Annotated in this window: 19 protein-coding genes and 1 riboswitch; of the genes, 8 read left to right on the forward strand and 11 right to left on the reverse strand. The window is 61.5% G+C overall.

The window, feature by feature from the left end; translation table 11 throughout:
- Positions 1-273 precede the first annotated feature (273 nt).
- A complete protein-coding gene (locus HU742_RS26140; RefSeq protein WP_186639829.1) occupies positions 274-1,398 on the forward strand; it encodes a hypothetical protein in 1,125 nt (374 codons plus the stop codon).
- A 185-nt stretch (positions 1,399-1,583) separates the two neighbouring features.
- Here the strand turns inward: HU742_RS26140 and cpdA are convergent, their stop codons facing one another.
- The 3 genes from cpdA to HU742_RS26155 form a co-directional block, all read right to left on the reverse strand.
- Complete coding sequence (gene cpdA / locus HU742_RS26145) at positions 1,584-2,399, reverse strand: 3',5'-cyclic-AMP phosphodiesterase (RefSeq protein WP_186644448.1); 816 nt, start codon at positions 2,397-2,399, stop codon at positions 1,584-1,586.
- Positions 2,400-2,498: 99 nt separating this feature from the next.
- A complete protein-coding gene (locus HU742_RS26150; protein WP_003186471.1) occupies positions 2,499-2,951 on the reverse strand; it encodes a DUF1249 domain-containing protein in 453 nt (150 codons plus the stop codon).
- Positions 2,942-3,559 (reverse strand): NUDIX domain-containing protein, encoded by a 618-nt coding sequence (locus HU742_RS26155; protein WP_186639825.1) that lies wholly within the window; start codon positions 3,557-3,559, stop codon positions 2,942-2,944. Before HU742_RS26155 ends, HU742_RS26150 begins: the two co-directional genes overlap by 10 nt.
- Before the next feature lie 214 nt (positions 3,560-3,773).
- Here HU742_RS26155 and HU742_RS26160 point away from each other — a divergent pair, with 214 nt between their 5' ends.
- The gene (locus HU742_RS26160) at positions 3,774-4,520 is read left to right on the forward strand and encodes a DUF3298 domain-containing protein (protein WP_186639823.1); all 747 of its coding nucleotides are present in this window, start codon (positions 3,774-3,776) and stop codon (positions 4,518-4,520) included.
- Here the strand turns inward: HU742_RS26160 and cytX are convergent.
- Both cytX and thiC read right to left on the reverse strand, forming a co-directional pair.
- Positions 4,489-5,781, reverse strand: coding sequence for a putative hydroxymethylpyrimidine transporter CytX (gene cytX / locus HU742_RS26165; protein ID WP_186644447.1), 1,293 nt, complete (start codon positions 5,779-5,781; stop codon positions 4,489-4,491). The two genes, HU742_RS26160 and cytX, sit on opposite strands and share 32 nt — an antisense overlap.
- Positions 5,782-5,867: 86 nt before the next feature.
- Positions 5,868-7,757, reverse strand: coding sequence for a phosphomethylpyrimidine synthase ThiC (thiC, locus tag HU742_RS26170; RefSeq protein ID WP_186639819.1), 1,890 nt, complete (start codon positions 7,755-7,757; stop codon positions 5,868-5,870).
- A gap of 175 nt (positions 7,758-7,932) precedes the next feature.
- Positions 7,933-8,038, reverse strand: a riboswitch (TPP riboswitch).
- 157 nt (positions 8,039-8,195) lie between these two features.
- On the opposite strand from thiC, the gene HU742_RS26175 reads away from it, so the two are divergent.
- The gene (locus HU742_RS26175) at positions 8,196-9,635 is read left to right on the forward strand and encodes a TolC family outer membrane protein (RefSeq protein WP_186639817.1); all 1,440 of its coding nucleotides are present in this window, start codon (positions 8,196-8,198) and stop codon (positions 9,633-9,635) included.
- Between the two features lie 162 nt (positions 9,636-9,797).
- Here the strand turns inward: HU742_RS26175 and waaA are convergent, their stop codons facing one another.
- Positions 9,798-11,072 (reverse strand): lipid IV(A) 3-deoxy-D-manno-octulosonic acid transferase, encoded by a 1,275-nt coding sequence (waaA, locus tag HU742_RS26180; RefSeq protein WP_186644446.1) that lies wholly within the window; start codon positions 11,070-11,072, stop codon positions 9,798-9,800.
- Between the two features lie 22 nt (positions 11,073-11,094).
- Positions 11,095-11,985 carry a LysR family transcriptional regulator gene (locus tag HU742_RS26185; RefSeq protein WP_186639813.1) on the reverse strand — a complete coding sequence of 297 codons (891 nt, stop codon included), beginning with the start codon at positions 11,983-11,985 and terminating at the stop codon, positions 11,095-11,097.
- Positions 11,986-12,087: 102 nt separating this feature from the next.
- Between HU742_RS26185 and HU742_RS26190 the strand changes: the two genes are divergently transcribed.
- From HU742_RS26190 to HU742_RS26205, 4 genes are all read left to right on the forward strand, one after another.
- Positions 12,088-12,420 (forward strand): DMT family transporter, encoded by a 333-nt coding sequence (locus HU742_RS26190; RefSeq protein ID WP_186611848.1) that lies wholly within the window; start codon positions 12,088-12,090, stop codon positions 12,418-12,420.
- A gap of 109 nt (positions 12,421-12,529) precedes the next feature.
- Positions 12,530-13,705 carry an NAD(P)/FAD-dependent oxidoreductase gene (locus HU742_RS26195; protein ID WP_186644445.1) on the forward strand — a complete coding sequence of 392 codons (1,176 nt, stop codon included), beginning with the start codon at positions 12,530-12,532 and terminating at the stop codon, positions 13,703-13,705.
- Positions 13,702-14,514 carry an aldo/keto reductase gene (locus tag HU742_RS26200; RefSeq protein WP_186639811.1) on the forward strand — a complete coding sequence of 271 codons (813 nt, stop codon included), beginning with the start codon at positions 13,702-13,704 and terminating at the stop codon, positions 14,512-14,514. The genes HU742_RS26195 and HU742_RS26200 overlap by 4 nt, the downstream gene beginning before the upstream one ends.
- Positions 14,515-14,548: 34 nt before the next feature.
- A complete protein-coding gene (locus HU742_RS26205; protein WP_186644443.1) occupies positions 14,549-15,514 on the forward strand; it encodes a metal ABC transporter ATPase in 966 nt (321 codons plus the stop codon).
- A 155-nt stretch (positions 15,515-15,669) separates the two neighbouring features.
- Here HU742_RS26205 and hldE read toward each other — a convergent pair whose 3' ends face one another.
- The 3 genes from hldE to HU742_RS26220 form a co-directional block, all read right to left on the reverse strand.
- Entirely contained in the window at positions 15,670-17,091 is a 1,422-nt protein-coding gene (gene hldE / locus HU742_RS26210; protein ID WP_186639806.1) for a bifunctional D-glycero-beta-D-manno-heptose-7-phosphate kinase/D-glycero-beta-D-manno-heptose 1-phosphate adenylyltransferase HldE, read from the reverse strand.
- 167 nt (positions 17,092-17,258) lie between these two features.
- Positions 17,259-19,064: a lipid A export permease/ATP-binding protein MsbA gene (msbA, locus tag HU742_RS26215; protein WP_186639804.1), complete on the reverse strand. Its 1,806-nt coding sequence runs from the start codon at positions 19,062-19,064 to the stop codon at positions 17,259-17,261.
- Positions 19,065-19,079: 15 nt separating this feature from the next.
- On the reverse strand, positions 19,080-20,252 hold the full coding sequence (locus tag HU742_RS26220; RefSeq protein ID WP_186639802.1) for an O-antigen ligase family protein: 1,173 nt from the start codon (positions 20,250-20,252) through the stop codon (positions 19,080-19,082).
- A 106-nt stretch (positions 20,253-20,358) separates the two neighbouring features.
- Between HU742_RS26220 and HU742_RS26225 the strand changes: the two genes are divergently transcribed.
- Entirely contained in the window at positions 20,359-20,964 is a 606-nt protein-coding gene (locus HU742_RS26225; protein WP_186644441.1) for a BUD32 family EKC/KEOPS complex subunit, read from the forward strand.
- On the opposite strand, the gene HU742_RS26230 is transcribed toward HU742_RS26225, so the two are convergent.
- On the reverse strand, positions 20,950-22,053 hold the full coding sequence (locus tag HU742_RS26230; RefSeq protein ID WP_186644439.1) for a glycosyltransferase: 1,104 nt from the start codon (positions 22,051-22,053) through the stop codon (positions 20,950-20,952). The genes HU742_RS26225 and HU742_RS26230 overlap by 15 nt on opposite strands.
- Positions 22,054-22,072: the final 19 nt, after the last annotated feature.

Consider the following 22,072-nt stretch of genomic DNA (forward strand, 5'->3'; position numbering starts at 1 on the left):
ACCATACATTTGGTTACTTTCGCGCTCTATCGAAAGTGACTCGCTGTAAAAGCGAAACCATAAGCAGCCGTTACCGAAGAAACGGATATACCCCCGATAAAAAAATGCCGCCCAGCTGTCACCCCGCCCCCAACAGAACTTCCGCCTTACTTACCCCACAGCAACTACCCCCCATACCAACTCTTACAAACCCCGCAACAACACCCCCCTTCCAAAACAATGCCAGCCGAAACTAATCTACCAACTCCTTATTACCAATAACGAGACAGAAAAATGACAATCGTAACTATATTTTTTTGCGGAACTGGCTCAACCAAGTTCGACAGCAGCAATGAAAACTATTGGAACGGCGAACTGGTAACCACCCTCGCATCAAATCATGCAGGACGCGAGTTCGCCGAGTGGGCCGTGATCAATGGCCCCGGCACCAGCAACCTGCAAGCCGATGAACTGCTCACCCGCACCAAGGACTACGGACTTTCCGGAACGCTCTTCGGCAAAGGCTGGGAAGAAAACGTGCAGCACGCCCTCAACCTCATCAAAGGCAAGAGCGACTGGCAACGCGAACAACTGACCGAGGCGGAATATAACCGCTTGAAAGCCGCCGGCATTCCAATCGAGGATGTAAAGAGCGAAGGCAGTTGGTTTTGGCGCAAATATAACTATGGCGACCGCAGCATTACCCAACAAAAACTACAGGAACAAATCATTAAAACTTTCCGCAATGGCATTATCCCTACGCAAGTCAATCTCGTGGGTTGGAGTCGCGGCGGTATCAGTTGTCATATGCTGGCCAACGCCATGTTCAAGGACGCCGAACTTAAAAACATTCCAGTCAATATCTTCGCCATCGATCCCGTGCCGGGTATCGGTAACTTCCAGGAGCATCGAGTCAAGCTCAATCCAAACGTGAAAGAGTACGTGGGCATTTATGCCAGGGATGAGCGCTCGAAAGGCTTCAGTTGCGTGATACCTCAAACCGCCACCGGCACCAAAACCAGCATCCTCCCGATGCCTGGCCGACACGCCACCCTGGTCGGCAACGCCGCAGGGGATGGCGTCAGCGGACCAAGCGTCCTGACCGAGCCGGGCCGCCTGGTCCGCCACCTCGCCGAAGCATGCCTGCGGCGTTGGGGGACGAAGCTGAACAAGTCCCTCGAACTGACCGACGCCGACCTGCTATCGCTCAGTGCGAAAATGGTTGAAGACGCAACGCACTACAAAGCGATGGAAAAACACTCCTACACCTACTTCACCGAGCGCGATGAAGGCGAGCGCTATGTGTCGCTGGGTACCAAGGGCGTTAAATTCACAACGGTACAAGGCCCCATCTATACACCAGCGACCGGGCTGGCAACCAGCGTGCTGGATGTACAGGCCTACCGGCAGATCCTATGAATCCGAGGGGCATCGCCCGGGACATGCGTCGCGACGTGTTTTGCTTGCTTTTGCCTGGGCCGGCATTCCGGCTGGTCAAAAGCGAGACGCCGTAAGAGCGGGACCATAACTAGTGTCACCGCGGCAACGTATATGTATCCGGTCAACAAAGACAGACCGGCGGCCAGTCCGCCGCGTCCAACAGCTCAATACCCGTTGGAGCCATAGTCAGGGGTAAACGCAAAACCAACCAACCGCTCAACCCCCGTCTCCAACCGCCCATCCGGCAAGAGCCGCAACCACCGATACCCCGGCGCCTGCGAGCCCACCGCAAAATCCTCACTCCCCGGTTCAAACTGAATACACGTCGAAGGCGAAGCCAACAACCGAACCCCCTCGCGCACCTGGTCGATCTCCTGATGCACATGCCCCCACAACACCGCACGCACCTGAGGAAACCGATCCAGCACCGCAAACAGCGCCTCTGGATTACGCAACCCGATCGGCTCCATCCACACACATCCAATCGACACCGGATGATGATGCAGGCACACCAGGTGATGCCGCTCCGGCGCTTCACTCAGCGCGTTGGCCAACAGAATCAATTGCTCCTCGGCCAAAAACCCCGGCACCGAACCTGGCACGGCCGAATCGAGCATCGTCACCCGCCAATTGCCAATGTCCACCACCGGATCGAGCAACGTGCTCTTGACCGCCGCCTCAAGCATCACCCGCGGCTCATCATGGTTGCCGGGGATCCACCGCGCCGGCGCTTCGATTCGCGCAGTCAGTTGCCGAAATGCCGCGTAGGACTCCAGCGTGCCGTCCTGGGACAAATCCCCGGTGGCAAGCATCAAGTCGATGTTCGGCTGCTGCCTGAGCACCAGGTCAACGACCTCGCGCAGGCTGTCGCGGGTGTTCATGCCCAGCAACGAAGCATCGGCCTCGGCGAACAAATGACTGTCAGACAGTTGGACCAACAACGCCGCATCGGCCGTGGTCAAGCTGGATACGCTCGGCAAATCGCTCTCTCCCAGGCGCAATCACGCCGTTGCATGAAGCCGCAATTATGCTGGGGGATGCTCGAAAGGGGAAACCCGCGAACCGGAACCGGTTCACAACTACCGAACGACTTCGAACTCGTGGCCCAGCGCCAGGCAATGACTCAGCCATTCCCCCAGGAACAGGTTCAACTGGGCTTTTTCATCCGGCTGGTGCATTGACGCATTGGGGTAAGGATAGATGCCACGAAAGCGTCGTGCATGTTCGGCGCTGACTACCTCGGCCATGCGCGCATCGTGATAGACCTGCACTTCCAGCTGCGGCACCGGCAGCCAGGGCAGGCTGTGTTCCTGGCGCACTTGTAAGGTGGTGGTGTAGGGACAGGTCTGCAGCACTTCCAGGGCCAGCACACCGAGCATCTGGTCGCCATGGGTCACGGCGATTCGGCGCGGCGCCGGGTCGTTGCGCATGTCCGGCAACAAGCGCATCAGGCGGGCGTAGTTAGCCTCGCAGGCGGCCTGCAACCCCACCAGATCGACGCGATAGCGGTCGCGCAGCTTGTTCAGGACCATAGCCCCCTCACTTCATCGCGATTCAAGGCCAGCCATTGCAGGGCAATAATGCTGGCCGCGTTGCAGATACGCCCGTCGCGCACTGCTTGCAGCGCGTCTTCGAAAGCCCAGGTCTTTACGCGGATATCTTCGCCTTCGTCCTCCAGCCCATGCAGGCCACCTGCCCCAGCGCTGTCGCAACGCCCCAGGTAAAGGTGCACGAACTCATCGCTGCCGCCCGGCGAGGGGAAATATTTGGTCATCGGCCAGAGCGCCGCGAAGACAAGCCCAGCTTCCTCCTGCGCTTCGCGATGAGCAACTTCTTCCGGCTGCTCATCCTTGTCGATCAGGCCTGCCACCAGTTCCACCAGCCAAGGGTTGACGCTCTTGCCCATGGCGCCGACGCGAAACTGCTCGATGAGCACCACTTCGTCGCGCTGTGGGTCATAGGGCAGCACGCACACCGCGTCATGGCGCACGAACAGCTCGCGGCTGATTTCACGGCTCATGCCACCGGCGAACAACTCGTGGCGCAGGTGCACGCGGTCGAGCTTGTAGAAACCCTGGAAGCAGCTCTCGCGCTTGACGACCTCTACGGCGTTCGGTGTGGCATTGGTGAAATCAGTCATGACAGTCCTCGTTTACAGTGGATCGATGCGAGGTTCCAGCCTCGGCTTCGCGCCATCCTAACGCGCCCGTACCGTTTGATGCAGCCCCTTTCCGGTCATCGGGATAGACGGCTGCCTGCAAACTCACTCTAATGAGCTTAGTGGCGAACTGATTGCCCTGCTGACAGTCGAAGCGGGTAACTTTTTGCCTTTCCCTGTTTCACGAAGGACGCCCATGTCGCTTTTCAAGATTGCTTCGCTGGCCGCCATTGCCCTGACCCTGGGCGCTTGCCAGAGCCTGTTCCAGCCCAATTATCGCGCTCCGTTGGAGACCACTCGCGATGCGTCGGAGCAGCTGCAGCCTGGCTGCGCCAGTGCCGACTGCCCGCTGGTCAATATCGACACCTTGCGCTTTCCCGCCGAGCCCGCGCTGGACAGCATCATTGAGAAACGCTTGCTGCAAATGACCCGCACCTCACCGGACGCCCCGGCGGCACCGACGCTGGCGGCCTATCGCGAGCAGTTTTTGCGCAACGCCGCACCACGCAATAGCAGCTATTTGCAAGCCAAGGTACGCGAGCAGCATGACGGCTTGGTGATCATCGAACTGTCCAGCTACCTGGACACCGGCGGTGCCCACGGCACGCCGGGGCGCGGCTTCATCAACTATTCGCGCCAGCAACACAAGGTGCTGGAGCTGTCAGACATGCTGCTGCCGGGCCAGGAAGAGGCGTTCTGGAAAGCTGCGCAAGTCGCCCACAATAGTTGGCTGATCAGCACCAAGCTGGATCAGGAACCGGAGTTCCTGAAACAGTGGTCCTTCCAGAAAACCCCACACATCGCGCTGACCTATGGCGGGGTGATCCTCAAGTACGAAGTGAGCACCATCGCGCCGTACGCCCTGGGCCACATCGAACTGAAGATCGCCTACCCACGCCTCAACGGCATCCTCAAGCCCGAGCTGTTCCCTGGCCGTAGCTGAAAGCCCGGCCCAGCAACAGCTGCAGCAACCCTGCCAGAATCAACGATGGCAGGGTTGCGCCGATGTCCGGGTAGAAGTTGGCCAGCAGGTGATACGTGCTCACCCCACCCAGCCAGGCCAACAATGCCGGCCAGCGCAACGCGGCTGACACGACCTGGCTGCTGCGTTTGCGCAGGATGAAGTGGTCCACCAGCACCACGCCGAACAGCGGCGCGAACACCGAGCCGATCAGCAACAGGAAGTTCTGGTACTGCGCCAACGGCGCAAAGCAGGCGATCAGGGTGCAGATGACGCCAATCGCCAAGGCCAGGTGCTCGACCTTCAACCCCGATAGCATGCCGCTGGACACCGCCGCCGAGTGGATGTCGGCGAAGGCGTTTTCCGACTCGTCCAACAGAATCAGCAGCAGCGGAATACCCAATCCAGCACCCGCCAGGGCCAGCAGCAACGCGTTGACTTCACCGCTCGGGGCGAACGCCAGGGTGTAGGCCACCCCCAGGCTCATCAGCCAGAAGTTACCGATGAAAAAGCCCACGGCCGTACCGCCGAAGACATTCCTGGCGCGTTTGCCGAAGCGCGAGTAGTCGGCGATCAGCGGCAACCACGACAGCGGCATCGCAATGGCGATATCAAACCCCACCGCCAGCGGCATCGAGCCATCGCCCGCCTGGGCCCACAGCGCCGCCAGGTCAGCCTTGGCGAACAGGTTCCAGGTCAACCAGATGCACGCGGCCAGCAGCAGCCAGATGCCCCATTTACGCAGGACCTTACGCACGAAGGTCAGCGGCCCGCTCACGGCGAGCAGGGTTGCCAGGGCGCCGAAAAACAGCGTCCACAGCAGCGGGTTCGAGCCCAGGCTGCCTTCGCTGAAGGCCCGGGCGCCGAGCAGGCTGGCGGCGTCGCGCATGACAATGATTTCGAACGAGCCCCAACCGATCAGTTGCAACAGGTTCAACACCGCCGGCATGCTCGCGCCCTTGCCACCCAGGCTCAGCTTGAGGGCGGCCATGGCCGACAGGCCTGTGTCACTGCCGATCACCCCGACCGCCGCCAGCAGCAGGACGCCCACCAGCGTGCCGAGGAAAATCGCCAGCAACGAACCGCTCAGGCCCAGGCCCGGCGCGAGCAAGGCACCGACCTGCAAGACCATCAGGCCGATGCCGAGGGAGAACCACAGGGAAAACAGATCGCGGGCGCCGAAGACGCGTTTGTCCAGGGGGACTGCGGTGTCTGGGGAGTAGGTGCTGGGTTGGATGTTCACAGAGATATCTCAGGGGAGATTATTGTTTTGGGTCGCCGATGTGGCGAGGGAGCTTGCTCCCTCGCCACAGGTGAGCGATGCTCGGATCAGACTTTCTTGTAAAGCTGACTACCTTCCTGCTTGAACCGCTCCGCCTGCTCCGCCAGGCCCTGGGCAACATCCACATCCACCGCTTCAATGCGCTGGTTGGCGGCGTACTCGCGCACTTCCTGGGTGATTTTCATCGAGCAGAATTTCGGCCCGCACATCGAGCAGAAATGCGCCACCTTGGCCGAGTCCTTCGGCAGGGTTTCGTCGTGGTACGAGCGGGCGGTGTCCGGGTCCAGGCCGAGGTTGAACTGGTCTTCCCAGCGGAACTCGAAACGCGCCTTGCTCAGGGCGTTGTCGCGGATCTGCGCGCCCGGGTGGCCCTTGGCAAGGTCAGCCGCGTGGGCGGCGATCTTGTAGGTGATGATCCCGGTCTTCACGTCATCCTTGTTCGGCAAGCCGAGGTGTTCCTTCGGCGTGACGTAGCAAAGCATCGCGCAACCGAACCAGCCGATCATCGCCGCACCGATACCGGACGTGATGTGGTCGTAGCCCGGCGCGATGTCGGTGGTCAGCGGGCCGAGGGTGTAGAACGGCGCCTCGTCGCAGCACTCGAGCTGCTTGTCCATGTTCTCCTTGATCAACTGCATCGGCACGTGGCCGGGGCCTTCGATCATGCATTGCACGTCGTGCTTCCAGGCGATCTTGGTCAGCTCGCCGAGGGTTTCCAGCTCGCCGAACTGCGCTGCGTCGTTGGCGTCGGCAATCGAGCCCGGACGCAGGCCATCGCCCAGCGAGAAGCTGACGTCGTAGGCCTTCATGATTTCGCAGATGTCTTCGAAGTGGGTGTAGAGGAAGTTTTCCTTGTGATGCGCCAGGCACCACTTGGCCATGATCGAGCCGCCACGGGACACGATACCGGTCACCCGTTTGGCGGTCAGCGGCACATAGCGCAACAGCACGCCGGCGTGGATGGTGAAGTAGTCGACGCCCTGCTCGGCCTGTTCGATGAGCGTGTCGCGAAACAGTTCCCAGGTCAGGTCTTCGGCGGCGCCGCCGACTTTTTCCAGGGCTTGGTAGATCGGCACGGTGCCGATCGGCACGGGCGAGTTGCGGATGATCCACTCGCGGGTTTCATGGATGTGCTTGCCGGTGGACAGGTCCATGACCGTGTCCGAACCCCAGCGAATGCCCCAGGTCAGCTTCGCCACTTCTTCTTCGATGGACGAACCCAGCGCACTGTTGCCGATGTTGCCGTTGATCTTCACCAGGAAGTTACGGCCGATGATCATCGGTTCCAGTTCGGTGTGGTTGATGTTGGCCGGGATGATCGCGCGGCCACGGGCGATTTCATCGCGCACGAATTCCGGGGTGATGACTTTCGGCACGCTGGCGCCGAAGCTGTGGCCGGCATGCTGCTGGTCCAGCAGGCCGGCGGCGCGGGCGACTTCCAGCTTCATGTTTTCGCGGATGGCGACGTATTCCATCTCGGCGGTGATGATGCCTTTGCGCGCATAGTGCATCTGGCTGACGTTGGCACCTGGCTTGGCGCGACGCGGGTTGTTCACGTGGGCGAAGCGCAGCTTGGTCAGTTCGGGGTCGGCCAGGCGTTCCTGGCCGAAGTTGGAGCTCAGGCCGGCCAGGCGCTCGGTGTCGCCACGGGCTTCGATCCACGGCGAACGCACGTCGGCCAGGCCTTTGCGTACGTCGATGATCACGTTCGGGTCGGTATACGGGCCCGACGTGTCATACACCACCACCGGCGCGTTGATTTCGCCGCCGAAGTCGGTCGGGGTCACGTCGAGGCTGATTTCGCGCATGGGCACGCGGATATCCGGGCGGCTGCCCTGGACGTAGATTTTTTGCGAGCGGGTAAAGGGCTGAACCGATTGCTGATCGACCTGGGCCGATTCACTGAGGTTGGTCGCGTTTTTTGATTTTGTCGTCATCACGGGCTCTCCAGACACACATCCAGGCAGTGGATTTTTGTCGGAGCGAACCTGTAACGAATGGACGCGTCCCTGCACGAAAGTGCGGACGCTGTGCTTGCTGCTCGAGCATGTTCGAAGATCGAAAGTCGATTGTCGAACAACATCCCGGACGAAGCACAAGAGGACTCGCCGGGTGACGAGAAATCTTGTTCCCTACGCAGGCGCTAACCTGATCAGGTTCAACGGGATCCGAAATTATTCGATCTCAGCCTCATAGCAAGGCACCCCGACAAGAACCCGGCCAGTCTAGACACAACCACGAGAGAACGCCATCGCCAGGGCAAAAGGCGTGATGAATGGCGTATATACAGGATTGTTGCCGTGCCCAGGCGCAACTACACTCGCTACGCCGCGCGCCTGTTATGCGCACTCAATCTTGAACTTAGGGATCGCCTCATGCTGCGCAAACTCTCACTGGCCCTGGCCGTGTCTTGTGCGTCCAATGGAATGGCCTGGGCCGCCGAAGCGCCTTTAACGACCAAAACCGATCTGGTAAGCGTGTATCAGGAAGCGGTGGACAACAACGCCGACCTGGCCGCTGCCCGCGCCCAGTATGGCGCCCAGAAGGAAGTGGTGCCCCAGGCCCGCGCCGGGTTGCTGCCCAATCTGTCCGGCGGAGCTGAAGTCGCCAACGTGCGCACCGATATCGACCAGCCTGCGGCGGTAGCCAATCGCAGCGCCCGCTCGTATCAGGCCACCCTCTCGCAACCGCTGTTTCGTGCCGACCGCTGGTTCCAGTTCCAAGCCGCGAAATCGGTGAACGAACAAGCCTCGCTGCAATTGTCGGCGACCGAACAGAACCTGATCCTGCAAAGCGCCGAAAGCTATTTCAATGTGCTGCGCAGCCAGGACAACCTGGCCTCGACAAAGGCCGAGGAAGCGGCGTTCAAGCGCCAGCTCGACCAATCCAACGAACGCTTCGACGTCGGGCTGTCGGACAAGACCGATGTGCTGCAATCCCAGGCCAGCTACGACACGGCACGCGCCAACCGGATCCTGGCGCAGCGCCAGGTCGACGATGCGTTCGAAGCGCTGATCACCTTGACCAATCGCCAGTACAACTCGCTCCAGGGCGTCGTCCACACCCTGCCGATCCTGCCGCCGGCGCCCAATGATGCCAAGGCCTGGGTCGACACCGCCGCCAAGCAAAACCTGAACCTGTTGGCCAGCAACTATGCTGTGACGGCCGCCGAAGACACCTTGCGCCAACGCAAGGCCGGGCATGCGCCGACGCTGGATGCGGTGGCGAGGTACGAAAAAGGTGACAACGACGCCCTGGGCTTCAGCAACCCGAATGCATTTGGTCGGTCATATAGCGGCGACGTCGAACAGCGCACACTGGCCCTGCAATTGAGCATTCCGATCTACAGCGGCGGGTTGACCAGCTCCCAGGTGCGCGAGTCCTACTCGCAGCTCACCCAGACCGAGCAGCAGCGCGAAAGCCTGCGCCGGCAGGTGGTGGAGAACACCCGTAACCTGCACCGTGCGGTGAACACCGATGTGGAGCAGGTCCAGGCCCGGCGCCAGTCGATCATCTCCAACCAGAGCGCGGTGGAAGCCACGGAAATCGGCTACCAGGTCGGCACCCGCAACATCGTCGATGTGCTGGATGCCCAGCGTCAGCTGTACACCTCGGTGCGCAACTACAACAACGCCCGGTATGACTACATCCTCGATAACCTGCGCCTCAAGCAGGCCGCCGGCACCTTGAGCCCCGAAGACTTGCAGGCCCTGTCACGCTACCTCAAGCCCGACTACAACCCCGACAAGGATTTCCTGCCGCCGGACCTGGCCCAGGCAGCAGCGGAGCAACTGCGCTCGCGGCCGACGCAGTAACACACCGGCGACGAATCCCCTGTGGCGAGGGGATTTATCCCCGCTGGGCTGCATAGCAGCCCCAAAACCTGGCAGCACGGTGTGTCAGGCAGTTTGAAGGGGGGTGCTTCGCACCCCAGCGGGGCGGTGCGACGTTTCGCTAAATCCCCTCGCCACAACAGCTCAGTCGAGCAACCGTCCCAACCCGTCCAGCAAACGCTGCAAGGCGCCCTGGTTGCTGCGCATCACTTTCAGCCCAGCCTCGGCCATGCGCTGGGCGTCGCGGGGCAGTTCGAACAGACGCTGTACCGCCAAGGCCAGGCTTTGGGCATCATCGACTTCCTGCAACGCCCCGGCCGTACGCAGTTGCGCGGCGATTTCGAGGAAGTTGAACAGGTGCGGGCCACTGAGCACCGGTTTTGCCAACGCCGCCGGTTCGAGCAGATTGTGCCCGCCGTTGGGCACCAGGCTGCCGCCGACAAAAGCACTGTCGGCCAACGCATAGAGAAACAGCAGTTCGCCCATGGTATCGCCCAGCAGCACCGAGGTTTGCGCGGTGACCGGTTGAGCTTTGGAGCGCCGGACCGTGGCAAACCCTTCGTTCTCACAAAGCTGATGGACCGAGTCGAAACGTTCCGGATGACGCGGCACCAGGATCAACAACGCATCGGGATAACTGGCTAGCAACCGGCGGTGAGCGTCGAGCACCACTTCATCTTCACCCTCGTGTGTGCTGGCGGCGATCCACACCGGGCGATCTACCGCTTGCCATTGCTGGCGCAAGGTACTGGCGTTTTCCAGCAGTTGCGAGTCGACGGTCAGGTCGTACTTGATGGAGCCGGTCACTTCGACGGTTTGCGCGCGGGCGCCCAACTGACGGAAGCGCTCGGCCTCGGCTTCGGTCTGGACAGCAAACAGGCTCATTTCAGCGAGCATCGGCCGGGTCAGTTTGGGAAAGCGAGCGTAGCCGCGCGCCGATCGCTCCGACAGCCGGGCGTTGGCCAACGCCACGGGGATGCCGCGCCTGGCGCATTGGTGAATGTGGTTGGGCCACAGCTCGGTTTCCATGATCACCGCCAGTTTCGGGCGAACCTGGTCGAGAAAACGCTTGGCCGCGCAAGGCAAGTCATAAGGCAGGTAACAGTGCTGGACCCGCGGTTCATCGGCGAACAGCGCCTTGATTCGTTCCGAACCGGTGGGTGTCATGCAGGTCACGGTGATCAGCAGCTGTGGATAACGTTGCAGCAAGGCGCGGATCATCGGCGCAGCGGCAATGCTTTCGCCCACCGACACCGCGTGGACCCAGATGCCGCCCGGCATCATCGCCGGCAAGCCCCAAGCGAAGCGCTCGCCAATACGGCGGGCATAGGCCGGCGCCTTGCGAGCCCGCAGCCAGAGCCGAATCGCTACCAGTGGCAGCCCCAGATAAAACAATGCGCTATAGAGAGTTCTGTTCATGGCGGCGGAGTTTATCGGTTTTTCAGCCGATCGCCTGCAACTGCACGGCAAAACGTTCCGCCAGCCAACGCGCGGCTGGTCCCAAGGGTTCGTCGCGACGCCAGACCAGTTCCACCACCAACGCCGGCGGGGTCCATTCGCTGCTGAGTTCGACCATATCCCCCACGTAGGCCGGGTATTGCACAACATGCCGTGGCAACCACGCCCAGCCCAGGCCACACCTCAGCCATTCGGCCAGCACATAAAAGCTGTCGGCCCGCCAGACCTGCGGGCTAGCCTGCTCACTGCCCGGATAAACGCTCGACTGGGTCGCCATCAACAACTGGCGGTGCCGGGCCATTTCCCGGCAGGTGACATAACCGTGATGCGCCAGTGGATGACTCCTTCCGCATACGGTGACCATCTCGACGCTGCCCAGTACCCGGCGTTCCAGCGCCTCGGGGATCTGGTCGTGGTAGAACAGCAGCCCGAGATCGGCGCGACGTTCCACCAGCTTGCGCGCCACATCGCCTTGGGCGGCGCTGGCCAGTTGCACTTCGAGCGTAGGAAATTGTTCGGCGAGTGCCGCCAGGCTGTCGATCACCGGTTGATAAGGCATGGCCTCGTCCTGAGCCAGGCGCAGCGACGCTTCCTGTCCGCGCATCAGCGCCAGGGCACGACCATTCAGGCGTTCACACTGGCGCAAGACTTCCCTGGCCTCTTCCAGCAGCGCCTCGCCAGCATCGGTGAGCCTGGGCTGGCGGCCACTGCTGCGCTCGAACAGGCTCACCCCCAAGTCGGCCTCCAACAACGCAATTGCGCTGCTGATGGCCGACTGGGCCTTGCGCTGGTCCCGGGCCACGGCGGAAAACGAGCGCTTCTCGGCGACTTCGACGAACAACCGCAGCTGCTCAAGATTCCATTGAACGTTCATGGTCGACCTATCTCTATTGCAGATAGGTAATGACTTTACCGCATCTGCGCGATCTCTAAAATGGTCGCAACGAAACACGTAACAGTCAAAGAGGAACAGCCTATGAACGCCTACTACTACCTGGCCATCGCCATTTGCGCCGAAGTGATCGCCACCGTTTCAATGAAAGCGGTCAAAGGCCTGAGCACCCCGCTGCCCTTGCTGCTGGTCGTCGCCGGCTACGGCATCGCGTTCTGGATGCTGACGCTGGTGGTGCGCACCGTACCGGTGGGCGTGGCCTACGCGGTCTGGGCCGGGATGGGCATCGTCATGGTCAGCGTCGCGGCGCTGTTCATCTATGGGCAGAAACTGGACGTGCCGGCCATTCTGGGGATGGCGTTGATTGTGTTGGGAGTGGTGGTGATCCAGCTGTTTTCCAAGACCGCAGGGCACTGAAGCAGCGCAAGCTCCAAGCTTTAAGCTGCGAGCAAAGCGATACCCTCTCGCTTGTAACTTGCAGCTTGAAGCTTGAAACTTGCCGCTTCATTTCCTCCGAGGTCGCTGCATGCCATCCGTTATTTCCACCGACATCCTGATTGTCGGCGCCGGAGTCGCCGGCCTCTGGCTGAACGCGCGCTTGCGCCGCCTGGGATTTTCAACCGTGCTGGTGGAAAGCGCCAGCCTCGGCGGCGGGCAGAGTGTCAAATCCCAGGGCATCATCCATGGCGGCGCGAAGTACGCACTGCACGGAGCCCTGACCGGTGCCTCGGAAGCCATCGCCGACATGCCGCTGCGCTGGCGCGAGGCCTTGAAGGGCGACGGTGAGCTGGACCTGTCCGGCGTGCGTTTGTTGTCCGACGCCCATTACCTCTGGTCCCCTGGCACCTTGGCCGGCAATCTCACCAGTTTCTTCGCCAGCAAGGCCGTGCGCGGACGCGTCGACCAAGTCAAGGGCGAGCAACTGCCGCCAGCCCTGCAAGACAAGCGTTTCAAGGGCAAGGTCTATCGCCTGGCCGAGCTGGTGGTGGATGTCCCCAGCCTGATCGCACGCCTGGCGGAGTTGGCCGGCGACAGCCTGCTGGCCGGACAGCACATCGAGCCGTTGCGCAAAGAAAGCCAGTTGGTCGGACTGAAGGTCGATGATCGCGAGATCCGCGCCCAACGCATCGTGCTCAGCGCTGGAGGTGGCACCGCCAACCTGCTCGCCGCCCTGGGCCTTGACCAGCCAGCCATGCAGACCCGACCGCTGCACATGGTCCTGGCCAAGGGGCCGGGCCTCAAGCCGCTTTATGCCCATTGCCTGGGCGGCGGACCGAAGCCGCGCGTCACCGTGACCACCCATCCGGCCGCCGATGGCCAGTGGGTCTGGTACTTGGGTGGCGATCTCGCTGAAGGCGATGCCGTCGCCCGTGAGCCCGCCGCGCAGATTGCCGTGGCCCAGAAAGAGCTCGGCCAGTTGCTGCCGTGGATCGACCTCAGCACCGCGCAATGGGCAACGTTGCGAGTCGAACGCGCCGAACCGCTGCAATCGGGCCTGACCCGACCGGACAACGCCTTTCTCGCCGAACAGGATCGCCTGCTGGTGGGCTGGCCGACCAAGCTGGCCCTGGCCCCGGATTTCGCTGATCGGGTGATTACCGCGCTGCAACGCGATGGCATCCAACCCAGCCACCCCGCCCCGCTCCCGGAGCTGCCAAAGCCCCCGATGGGCATACCCGCGTGGGAGCAATTGCTGCCATGAGCCAACCGACACTGCACGACCTGCGTCGTCCGCTGGGCCATAACGGCCCGATGGTTTCGCCCCTGGGCCTGGGCACGGTCAAGCTCGGACGCGACCAAGGCGTCAAATACCCAAATGGCTTCCGAATCCCGGATGACAGCGAAGCGGGCATGTTGCTCAAGCTGGCGCGCGACCTTGGTATCAACCTGATCGATACCGCGCCGGCCTATGGCCGCAGCGAAGAACGTCTTGGGCCGCTGCTGCGCGGCCAGCGTCGCGACTGGGTGATCGTCAGCAAGGTCGGCGAAGAGTTCAGCGACGGCCAATCGCGCCATGACTTCAGCGCGGCCCATACGCGGTTCTCGGTAGAGCGCAGCCTCAAGCGCCTGGAAACCGAGTATATCGATCTGGTGCTGGTGCACTCGGACGGCAATGACCTGGCGATTCTCAACGACAGCGAAGTCTACCCAACCCTGGCGGCGCTCAAGCGCGAGGGCAAGATCGGCGGCTACGGGTTTTCCGGCAAGACCGTGGACGGTGGTTTGAAAGCCTTGGAGCAAGGCGACTGCGCGATGGTCACCTACAATCTGAACGAACGAAGCGAAAAGGCTGTCATTGACTACGCCAGCGAGCACGGCAAGGCGATCCTGGTGAAAAAAGCCCTGGCCAGCGGTCACGTGTGCCTGAGCCCCGGGGAGGACCCGGTTCGGGCGAGCTTCGAACTGTTGTTTGAGCACCCGGGGGTTGCCAGTGCTATTGTCGGCACGATTGATCCGCTGCACCTCGCCCATAACGTCGCGACCGTAGCCCGCGTCCTGCGTCAAAACTGAAGCCGCCTCGCGCGGCCATAAGGAAGGAGCCGACATGCCGCGTACGCTCATCAGAAAGAACCCGAGCAACTTCAAGACCCTGCCCCTTTTCGTCGAAGCAACGCCTGAAGGCCTGACGTACCAGAGCGTGGGGATGCCGCTCAATTTCGCCCAGACCTTGCAACGCCGCAAACCCGTCACCGTGGACGACGCCGAGCGTTTTACCCTGGAGCTGGCGAACCTCGGCGTCTCGGTGCGCCTGACCCTGCATTGGCAAAATCGCGATTATTGGGTACTCGTGCGTCAACGCCGCCAGGATCGCGGCGATGTGGTCCTCAAGTTGATTTCTGGTTACGTTCCGGCCCATGAATTGAACCTGCCGCTGCTTACCGCCATCAACGAAATTGCCGAAGAATGCCTGCTGGAAACCCCTGAGGGCTGGCTCGGCGGACGTTTCAACGACACTTGGTTGCCCGCGCCGTATTCAAGCGCCCTGCATTACCGTGAAGCCTTGCCGTTCCGCCTGGCTCCGCTCTCCGGTTCGGCCCGCCCAGTGCGTTGTGCCAATCTGCAATTGATCGAACGCCCGAGGGCCTACGTGCATTTGCCTACGGCATCGCTGCAGCTGATTTATGACTTGCGCCTGGACGTGCCCAAGGAAGCCAAATCCCTGAGCCTGTTTCATGTCGATGAACGCCTGGAAGGCGACCAACTGGTGGCGCGCCTGGATCGCAAGCGTCCCGACCTTTACCTGATGCCGCTGCTGGACGGACAACCGCTGCCTGAGCTGTACACGCTGAAGAAGGATCAACTGTACCCAGCCAGCACCCGCGGCTTGTACCTGGCGGAGAGCTTCGCCCGGCAGGACGGGTGGCTGGTGCGCGATGAGCGGATTCGCTGGAAGGATTGGCTGCGACAACAAGGGCTGACACCGCTCGGGAAGGAGTCCGGGCTGACCCGTCTGAAGGGCAAGGCCCGGCAGTTGCTCAAGAAGATCGTGCCGAGCAAGGTGGTGCGTTAGTCACAGCGATCTGAAAATGCTCTTGTGGCGAGGGAGCTTGCTCCCGCTGGGTTGCGCAGCGACCCCATTTTTATGGGCGCTGCGCACCCAAGCGGGAGCAAGCTCCCTCGCCACGAAAGCTCCCCAGCCACAGGAGCTGGCTCTTGCGCAAAGGCTCAGTTATTACGGATCTTTTCCACAATCGCCGTCGTTGAGCTGTTTTCCACCAGCCCCAACACCTTCACCGTGCCGCCATAGGCCGCGACGATATCGGCGCCCACGACCTGGTCGATCCCGTAATCGCCGCCCTTGACCAGCACATCCGGCTTGACCTGGCGCAGCAGATTTTCCGGCGTGCCTTCGCTGAAGCAGATCACCCAGTCCACCGCGCCAAGGCCGGCCAGGACCGCCATGCGTCGGTCGACACTGTTGATCGGACGACCCGGCCCTTTCAGGCGGCTCACCGAAGCATCGTCATTGACCGCGACGATCAAGCGATCGCCCTGGGCCCTGGCCTGCTCAAGGTAGGTCACGTGGCCAGCATGCAGGATGTCGAAGCAACCGTTGGTGAAGACGATTCGCTCGTTGTGCGCACGCGCATCGTCGACGGCCAACAGCAATTGCTCCAGCCCCAACACGCCGCGCTCGGAACCCTCTTCGCGCTGGATGGCGCGACGCAGCTCCGGAGCGCTGATGGCCGCAGTACCGAGCTTGCCGACGACGATACCCGCCGCCAGGTTCGCCAGGGCGACCGCGTGGGGCAGTTCCTCGCCAGCAGCGATTGCAGCGGCCAGGGTGGAAATTACCGTGTCGCCGGCACCCGTCACGTCGAACACTTCACGGGCACGGGCTGGCAGGTGCAAGGCCGGATGATCTGGACGTAACAGGGTCATGCCGTGCTCGCCCCGGGTGACCAGCAGCGCACCGAGCTCAAGGTCGTGCATCAGCTGCGCGCCTTTGCTCACCAATTCATGCTCATCCGCGCAACCACCGACGATGGTTTCGAACTCGCTGAGGTTCGGGGTAATCAGGCTCGCACCACGGTAGATGGAAAAATCCTTGCCCTTGGGGTCGGCCAGGACCGGAATGCCACGGGCACGGGCGGCCTGGATCAGCACTTGATGGTTTTTCAATGCGCCTTTGCCGTAGTCCGACAACACCAGCACCTTGATGCCTTCGAGCAGCTTGTCGACCTCCGCGCCAAGGGACAGGGGATCGGTGGCGAACGGCTCTTCGAAATCGATCCGCAACAGTTGTTGGTGACGGCTGATGACCCGCAGCTTGACGATGGTCGGCTGATGCGCGATGCGCTGGAATATCGCCCGCACGCCGGCACCTTCCAGGCTGTTGGCCAGGCTGTCGGCAGCTTCGTCGTCACCGGTCACGCCCACCAGGGAGGCCGGCGCGCCGAGGGCGGCGATGTTCAAGGCAACGTTGGCGGCACCGCCGGGACGATCCTCGATGTGCTCGACCCTGACCACCGGAACCGGCGCCTCGGGGGAAATCCGTGATGTACCGCCATGCCAGTAGCGGTCGAGCATGACATCGCCGACCACCAATACAGGGGCTTGATCGAATCGCGGCATGGACAACTTCATGGAGCATCCCACATACAAAATGAACAGGGCCGCGATATTAGCACAGGGTTGAGAAAGGCTCGTCCATGGCTGTGACGCGAAGCGCTGCCCCTTTGTGGCTCCTGCGGCAGCGCAGTTATCTGCTCGCAGGCCCGGGGCAGCTCAACCTCTTGCAGCACGTCCTGGATTCAGGCGATGTCCTGCGAGGGGGCATCCAGCCCCATGGCGTGGAGACGAGCGTAATAGCCGTTCTGCGCGAGGAGTTCGCCGTGGGTGCCGCGCTCCACGATACGCCCCTGGTCCATGACCAGGATCAGGTCGGCTTTTTCGATCGTCGACAAGCGGTGAGCGATGACCAGGGTCGTGCGGCCCTTCATGACCTGATCCAGCGCGGCCTGGATATGCCGCTCGGACTCGGTGTCCAGCGCTGAGGTGGCCTCGTCGAGAATCAACAACGGCGCGTTTTTCAGCAAGGCCCGGGCAATTGCCAGGCGCTGGCGCTGGCCGCCGGACAACAGCACACCGTTCTCACCCACCTCGGTGTCGAGGCCTTGAGGGAGCTGCGCGATGAAGTCCATGGCGTAGGCGTCCTGGGCGGCTTTTTCGATATCGGCCCGGGGTGCTCCGGCCAGGTCGCCATAGGCGATATTGTTGGCCACGGTGTCATTGAAGAGTGTGACGTGCTGGGTCACCTGGGCGACGTGGCGACGCAAATTACGCAGTCGATAGTCTTCGATCTCCACATCGTCGAGCAGGATCTGACCCATGTCGTGATGATAGAAACGCGGGATGAGGCTGGCCAGGGTGGACTTGCCGCTGCCCGAGCGTCCAACCAAGGCGATCATCTGCCCGGGAGCTGCGGTAAAGCTGATGTCCTTGAGCACTTCCCGATCGGAGCCGGGGTAGGTAAAGCTCAGGTTGCGTACATCGAGACGGCCACTGACGCGTTCCTGCTCTACCGTCCCGTTGTCGACCTCAGGCTCGACGTCCAGTTGTTCGAAGATGCTTTCGGCACCCGCCACCCCTTTCTGGATGGTAGAGCTGACCTCGGAGAGCTGGCGAATCGGCTTGGGCAACAAACCCGCCGCAGTGATGTAGGCGACCAGGTCGCCAGCCGTGGCGTCGCCGCGCAGGAACAGCACCAGAAACATCAGGGCCGCCATGGCGGTGTAGATCACCAACTGCAGCATCGGCGTATAAACCGCGCCGGTGCGCGTCATGCGCAGTTGCTTGTCGGTATTGCCCTGGCTGGCGCTGGCAAAGCGCTGTTCTTCGTAGGCCTCGCCACCGAAGCTGCGCACTACGCGATAGCCCTGGATGGTCTCGGAGGCGACGTGGGTCACGTCGCCCATGGCCACCTGGATCTTTTTGCTTTGCTTGCGGAATTTCTTGCTGGTACTGCTGACCATCACCGCGATCAGCGGCAGGATCGCCAGCATCACCAGGGTCAGCTTCCAGTTCATCCACACCAGGTAGGCAAAGAGAAACACCACGGTGAGGCCTTCGCGGATCACCACTTTGATCGCATCGGTGGCAGCGCCGGTGACCATGGTCACGTTGAACGTGATCCGGGAAATCAGGTGGCCGGAATTGTGGGTGTCGAAGTAGCGGTTGGGCAGGACCAGTAGCTTGTTGAACAACTCGACCCGCAGGTCATGCACCAACCCCAGCGAGACCCTCGCCAGATAGTAGTTACCCAGGAATGAGCCCAGGCCCTGCCAGGCCGCGATCAGAATGATCAACAGCGGCACGGCCATCAGCAGCTTCAAGTCCTGAAGGTACGGCACGGTAGGAAAAAGCACCGCATCGGGATTGCTCAAGCCATCGACGAAATACTTGAGAATCCCGGCCAGCATGGGCTGGGTGGATGCAAAGATCACGAAACCCACGATACTCAGCAGGAAAATGCCCACGTAGGGTCTGACGTATCCCAGCAGCCTGAAATAGATTTTCAGGCTGGAATCCTGTTCCGCTTTGGGCGGTGCGTCACTCATCGTCGAGCTCACTGGTTAGGAAGAGCGCGGGATTTTATCACAGCCACCGGGCTTGGCCCGCGCCCAGGCCAAAACACTGGCCAGGCCGATCGGCAACCAGCTGATGAACCATTCGGCGCGGGGAGTCCCCGTCAGGCTCGCGGCGTCGAATTGCATCGCCAGGAACGAAAACACCCACATGCCCAATACGCCTCGGCCCAGCACGGTGTCCCGGGCACGCCAGGCCTCGCGCAGCACCGCGAACCAGACAACGCACCACAGCAACAGCCCCGGCAGGCCCAACTGAATGGCAACATGGCTGAACAGATTATGAGCATGGTCAAAAAAACGACCGTTAACGGGGACGCGATAATCCCCCGCCAATCCAAGACCGCCCCAAGGACGCTCGCCAATCATGTGCATGCTCGACATGAAAATCTCAGGACGATAGGAGGCACCACGGGCCATCACCAAGGGTTCCAGCAGCCAGAACGTCAGCATCGCCAGCACCAGGGCCGTAGCGGCTATCACGCGGGTACGCCCGTCCCGGCAATAAAGCGGCATGGCCAGTACGCTGAGCAACAAGGCCAGCGCCGCGCCGCGGCTCTGACTCATCACCACAAATAACCCCAGCAGTGCCAGGGCCACCGCCCAGAGAACCTGGAGCCCGATACGACGCGGCACCCAGTGCAGCATCCAGATCGCCGCCAAGCCAATCACGTATCCACCCAGGATCGGATGCGACAATTCACCCAGCCCTTCGAGACGCGCCACCCAGCGATGATCCTGGATAATGTAGAACTGAACGATGGCCATCAGGGCCGTCAGGGCCAGCCCCAATCCGCCCCACTGCATGACACGGATCACGCGCTCCGGCTGGCCATTGGCGAAAATCGGGAAGAACAACAGGAACACCAGGATGTAGAGCAGCCGCTTGGCTTCGCGGGCGGGCTCCGGCGCCTCGGCCCAGAGCAGCGTCACCAGCGCCCACGCCATCAATGCCAACAGCGCCCCATAAATCAAGCGTTGGGCCCGCCACAGCTCCACCAACCTGTGGCGCGCCGGCCAGGCAAACAGGATCGCCGGCAACCAGACCAAAGCGATCAACCCTTGCTGATAAACCTTATTGGTGGGTGCCAAGGCTATCGCCAACAAAAACCAAAACAAGCCAAGGGCCATCCAGCCCTGCGCCCAACGTGTTGCTTGCATCTAACGCTCCTAAACGGTGTACCAGCCAAACCGGCATGGTGAAAACAAAAACTTTTGGGCATCATGGCCCGCCACGGCACCGTTCTTTCAACAAGGTTTCCCTACGATGCAATCCTCACGGCTTCCCCAAGCCGCTTTGAATCTAATGATTGAAGGCGCCAGCATTCTGGAGGCCGACAGCTACGGCCCAAAAGTCTATCTGTTGCAGGATGGAAACATCCTAAAAATGTTTCGCCGCAAGCGGTTTTTTTCCTCGGCCCTTCTAAGGCCCTACTCGACGCGGTTCATCAACAACGCGGCCCGTTTGAAGGAACTCGGCGTACCGACCCTCGAAGTGCTGGCCTACTACAAGCTGCAGAAGCCCGGCATGACCGCCGTACTTTATCGACCGCTTCCCGGAAAAACCCTGCGCCAATTATCGAATCAAGAAAATTTCAGCTGGCAACAGCGTCTTCCAGACCTGATCGAACTGATCCGCAGCCTCCATGCCAGTGGCATTTATTTTCGCTCGTTGCACTTGGGCAACATCGTTGTCACCCCGGAAAACACCCTGGGGCTGATCGATGTGGCTGACATGCGGTTTTTACGCTCTCCATTGCCGCGCTATCTGGCACGCCGCAACCTGCAGCATTTCGCTCGTTATATTGCGCGGGAGAACCTGAACGGGAGCTTTCCAATGCAGGCGTTGGAAAACGCCTTAATCGCTACCTGAAATCAACACCCGGGCGGTTTGGCAGAAACTCGCCCATGCCGCCTCTGGTGCCAAAGCCTGGTACTGCGCCGCCGCGATCGCCTCGGCCGAAGCCTGTGAGGCCCGGGTGATGGCTTCGCTCCACGCGGCTTCGTCACCGGCAGGCGCATACCAGCCGTCATCGCCCACCTGCTCGCGGAACACGGCCAGATCACTGGCCAGCACCGGAGTGCCGGCCAGGATCGCTTCCTGGAGAATCAGGCCAAGCCCCTCTTCGAAAGAGGGAATCAGCACCCAGTCGAACGCTTTATAGAGCGTCGCAACGTCCTCCAGATGCCCAGTCAACAACACCTTCCCGGCCAGGTCTGGCTGGGCGATCCGTGCCTCCAATGCCGCCCGGGCCGGCCCCTCGCCGACAATCACCAGGCGCCAGCCAGGCTGGTCGATTGCGGCCCGGGCAAATCCCTCCAACAGGTTGGCGAAACCTTTTTTGTCTACCAGCCGTCCTACCGCGCCGAATATATGCGTGGCCGTCGCAGCCCCGCCCAGCCGAACGCGAGCTTCTTCGCGAGGGACGAGGCACGATTGAAATGCGACAGGATCGAACGCACTGCGCAACGCAGTGACCTGGATGCCCAGCTCCTCCTGCAGCGATGCCGCCAACGTCTCGGAGACTGCTGCCAAAGCAAGGCGTGACGGCGGGAAGCCACACAACAATTCCCGACCCATGGCGTTGAGCCGTGTCGCACCATGGAATATCACGACCACGCGGATCTGCGGCATGTCCTTCAAGACGGGCAACAGCGTACGCGCCACGCCGAGACCATCGAGCAATACCACTCGGGCATCGCTGTCGAGCAGGCCCTGACGGAAACGGCTGTGCATCCAGGGCCTGAAAAGGCGCCAGAAGTGGCGGCCCTTGAGACGCGCCGACGTCAGATTCCACTCCCGTGCCGGGCCCGCATTGTCTTGGCAAGCGGATTCCGAGCCTTGCAGGAGCCATGTCTTGACGGGCACGGCGGGATCGATCTGCGAAAGGATCTGGCGATGGACTTTATGCACCGAAGCGAATGGCGAACCGCCTGCCCACATGACATTGATGATGCTCATCGAGCGGCAAACCTTTGAT

The organism is Pseudomonas marvdashtae, from assembly GCF_014268655.2.
Classification (GTDB): domain Bacteria; phylum Pseudomonadota; class Gammaproteobacteria; order Pseudomonadales; family Pseudomonadaceae; genus Aquipseudomonas; species Aquipseudomonas marvdashtae.

What these genes read in the sequence shown, in the direction of transcription:
- HU742_RS26140 (WP_186639829.1), top strand. Translation starts at nt 274, where the DNA reads ATGACAATCGTAACTATATTTTTTTGCGGAACTGGCTCAACCAAGTTC.
- HU742_RS26150 (WP_003186471.1), bottom strand. Translation starts at nt 2,951, where the DNA reads ATGGTCCTGAACAAGCTGCGCGACCGCTATCGCGTCGATCTGGTGGGG.
- HU742_RS26155 (WP_186639825.1), bottom strand. Translation starts at nt 3,559, where the DNA reads ATGACTGATTTCACCAATGCCACACCGAACGCCGTAGAGGTCGTCAAG.
- HU742_RS26160 (WP_186639823.1), top strand. Translation starts at nt 3,774, where the DNA reads ATGTCGCTTTTCAAGATTGCTTCGCTGGCCGCCATTGCCCTGACCCTG.
- thiC (WP_186639819.1), bottom strand. Translation starts at nt 7,757, where the DNA reads ATGACGACAAAATCAAAAAACGCGACCAACCTCAGTGAATCGGCCCAG.
- HU742_RS26175 (WP_186639817.1), top strand. Translation starts at nt 8,196, where the DNA reads ATGCTGCGCAAACTCTCACTGGCCCTGGCCGTGTCTTGTGCGTCCAAT.
- waaA (WP_186644446.1), bottom strand. Translation starts at nt 11,072, where the DNA reads ATGAACAGAACTCTCTATAGCGCATTGTTTTATCTGGGGCTGCCACTG.
- HU742_RS26185 (WP_186639813.1), bottom strand. Translation starts at nt 11,985, where the DNA reads ATGAACGTTCAATGGAATCTTGAGCAGCTGCGGTTGTTCGTCGAAGTC.
- HU742_RS26190 (WP_186611848.1), top strand. Translation starts at nt 12,088, where the DNA reads ATGAACGCCTACTACTACCTGGCCATCGCCATTTGCGCCGAAGTGATC.
- HU742_RS26195 (WP_186644445.1), top strand. Translation starts at nt 12,530, where the DNA reads ATGCCATCCGTTATTTCCACCGACATCCTGATTGTCGGCGCCGGAGTC.
- HU742_RS26200 (WP_186639811.1), top strand. Translation starts at nt 13,702, where the DNA reads ATGAGCCAACCGACACTGCACGACCTGCGTCGTCCGCTGGGCCATAAC.
- HU742_RS26205 (WP_186644443.1), top strand. Translation starts at nt 14,549, where the DNA reads ATGCCGCGTACGCTCATCAGAAAGAACCCGAGCAACTTCAAGACCCTG.
- hldE (WP_186639806.1), bottom strand. Translation starts at nt 17,091, where the DNA reads ATGAAGTTGTCCATGCCGCGATTCGATCAAGCCCCTGTATTGGTGGTC.
- msbA (WP_186639804.1), bottom strand. Translation starts at nt 19,064, where the DNA reads ATGAGTGACGCACCGCCCAAAGCGGAACAGGATTCCAGCCTGAAAATC.
- HU742_RS26220 (WP_186639802.1), bottom strand. Translation starts at nt 20,252, where the DNA reads ATGCAAGCAACACGTTGGGCGCAGGGCTGGATGGCCCTTGGCTTGTTT.
- HU742_RS26225 (WP_186644441.1), top strand. Translation starts at nt 20,359, where the DNA reads ATGCAATCCTCACGGCTTCCCCAAGCCGCTTTGAATCTAATGATTGAA.
- HU742_RS26230 (WP_186644439.1), bottom strand. Translation starts at nt 22,053, where the DNA reads ATGAGCATCATCAATGTCATGTGGGCAGGCGGTTCGCCATTCGCTTCG.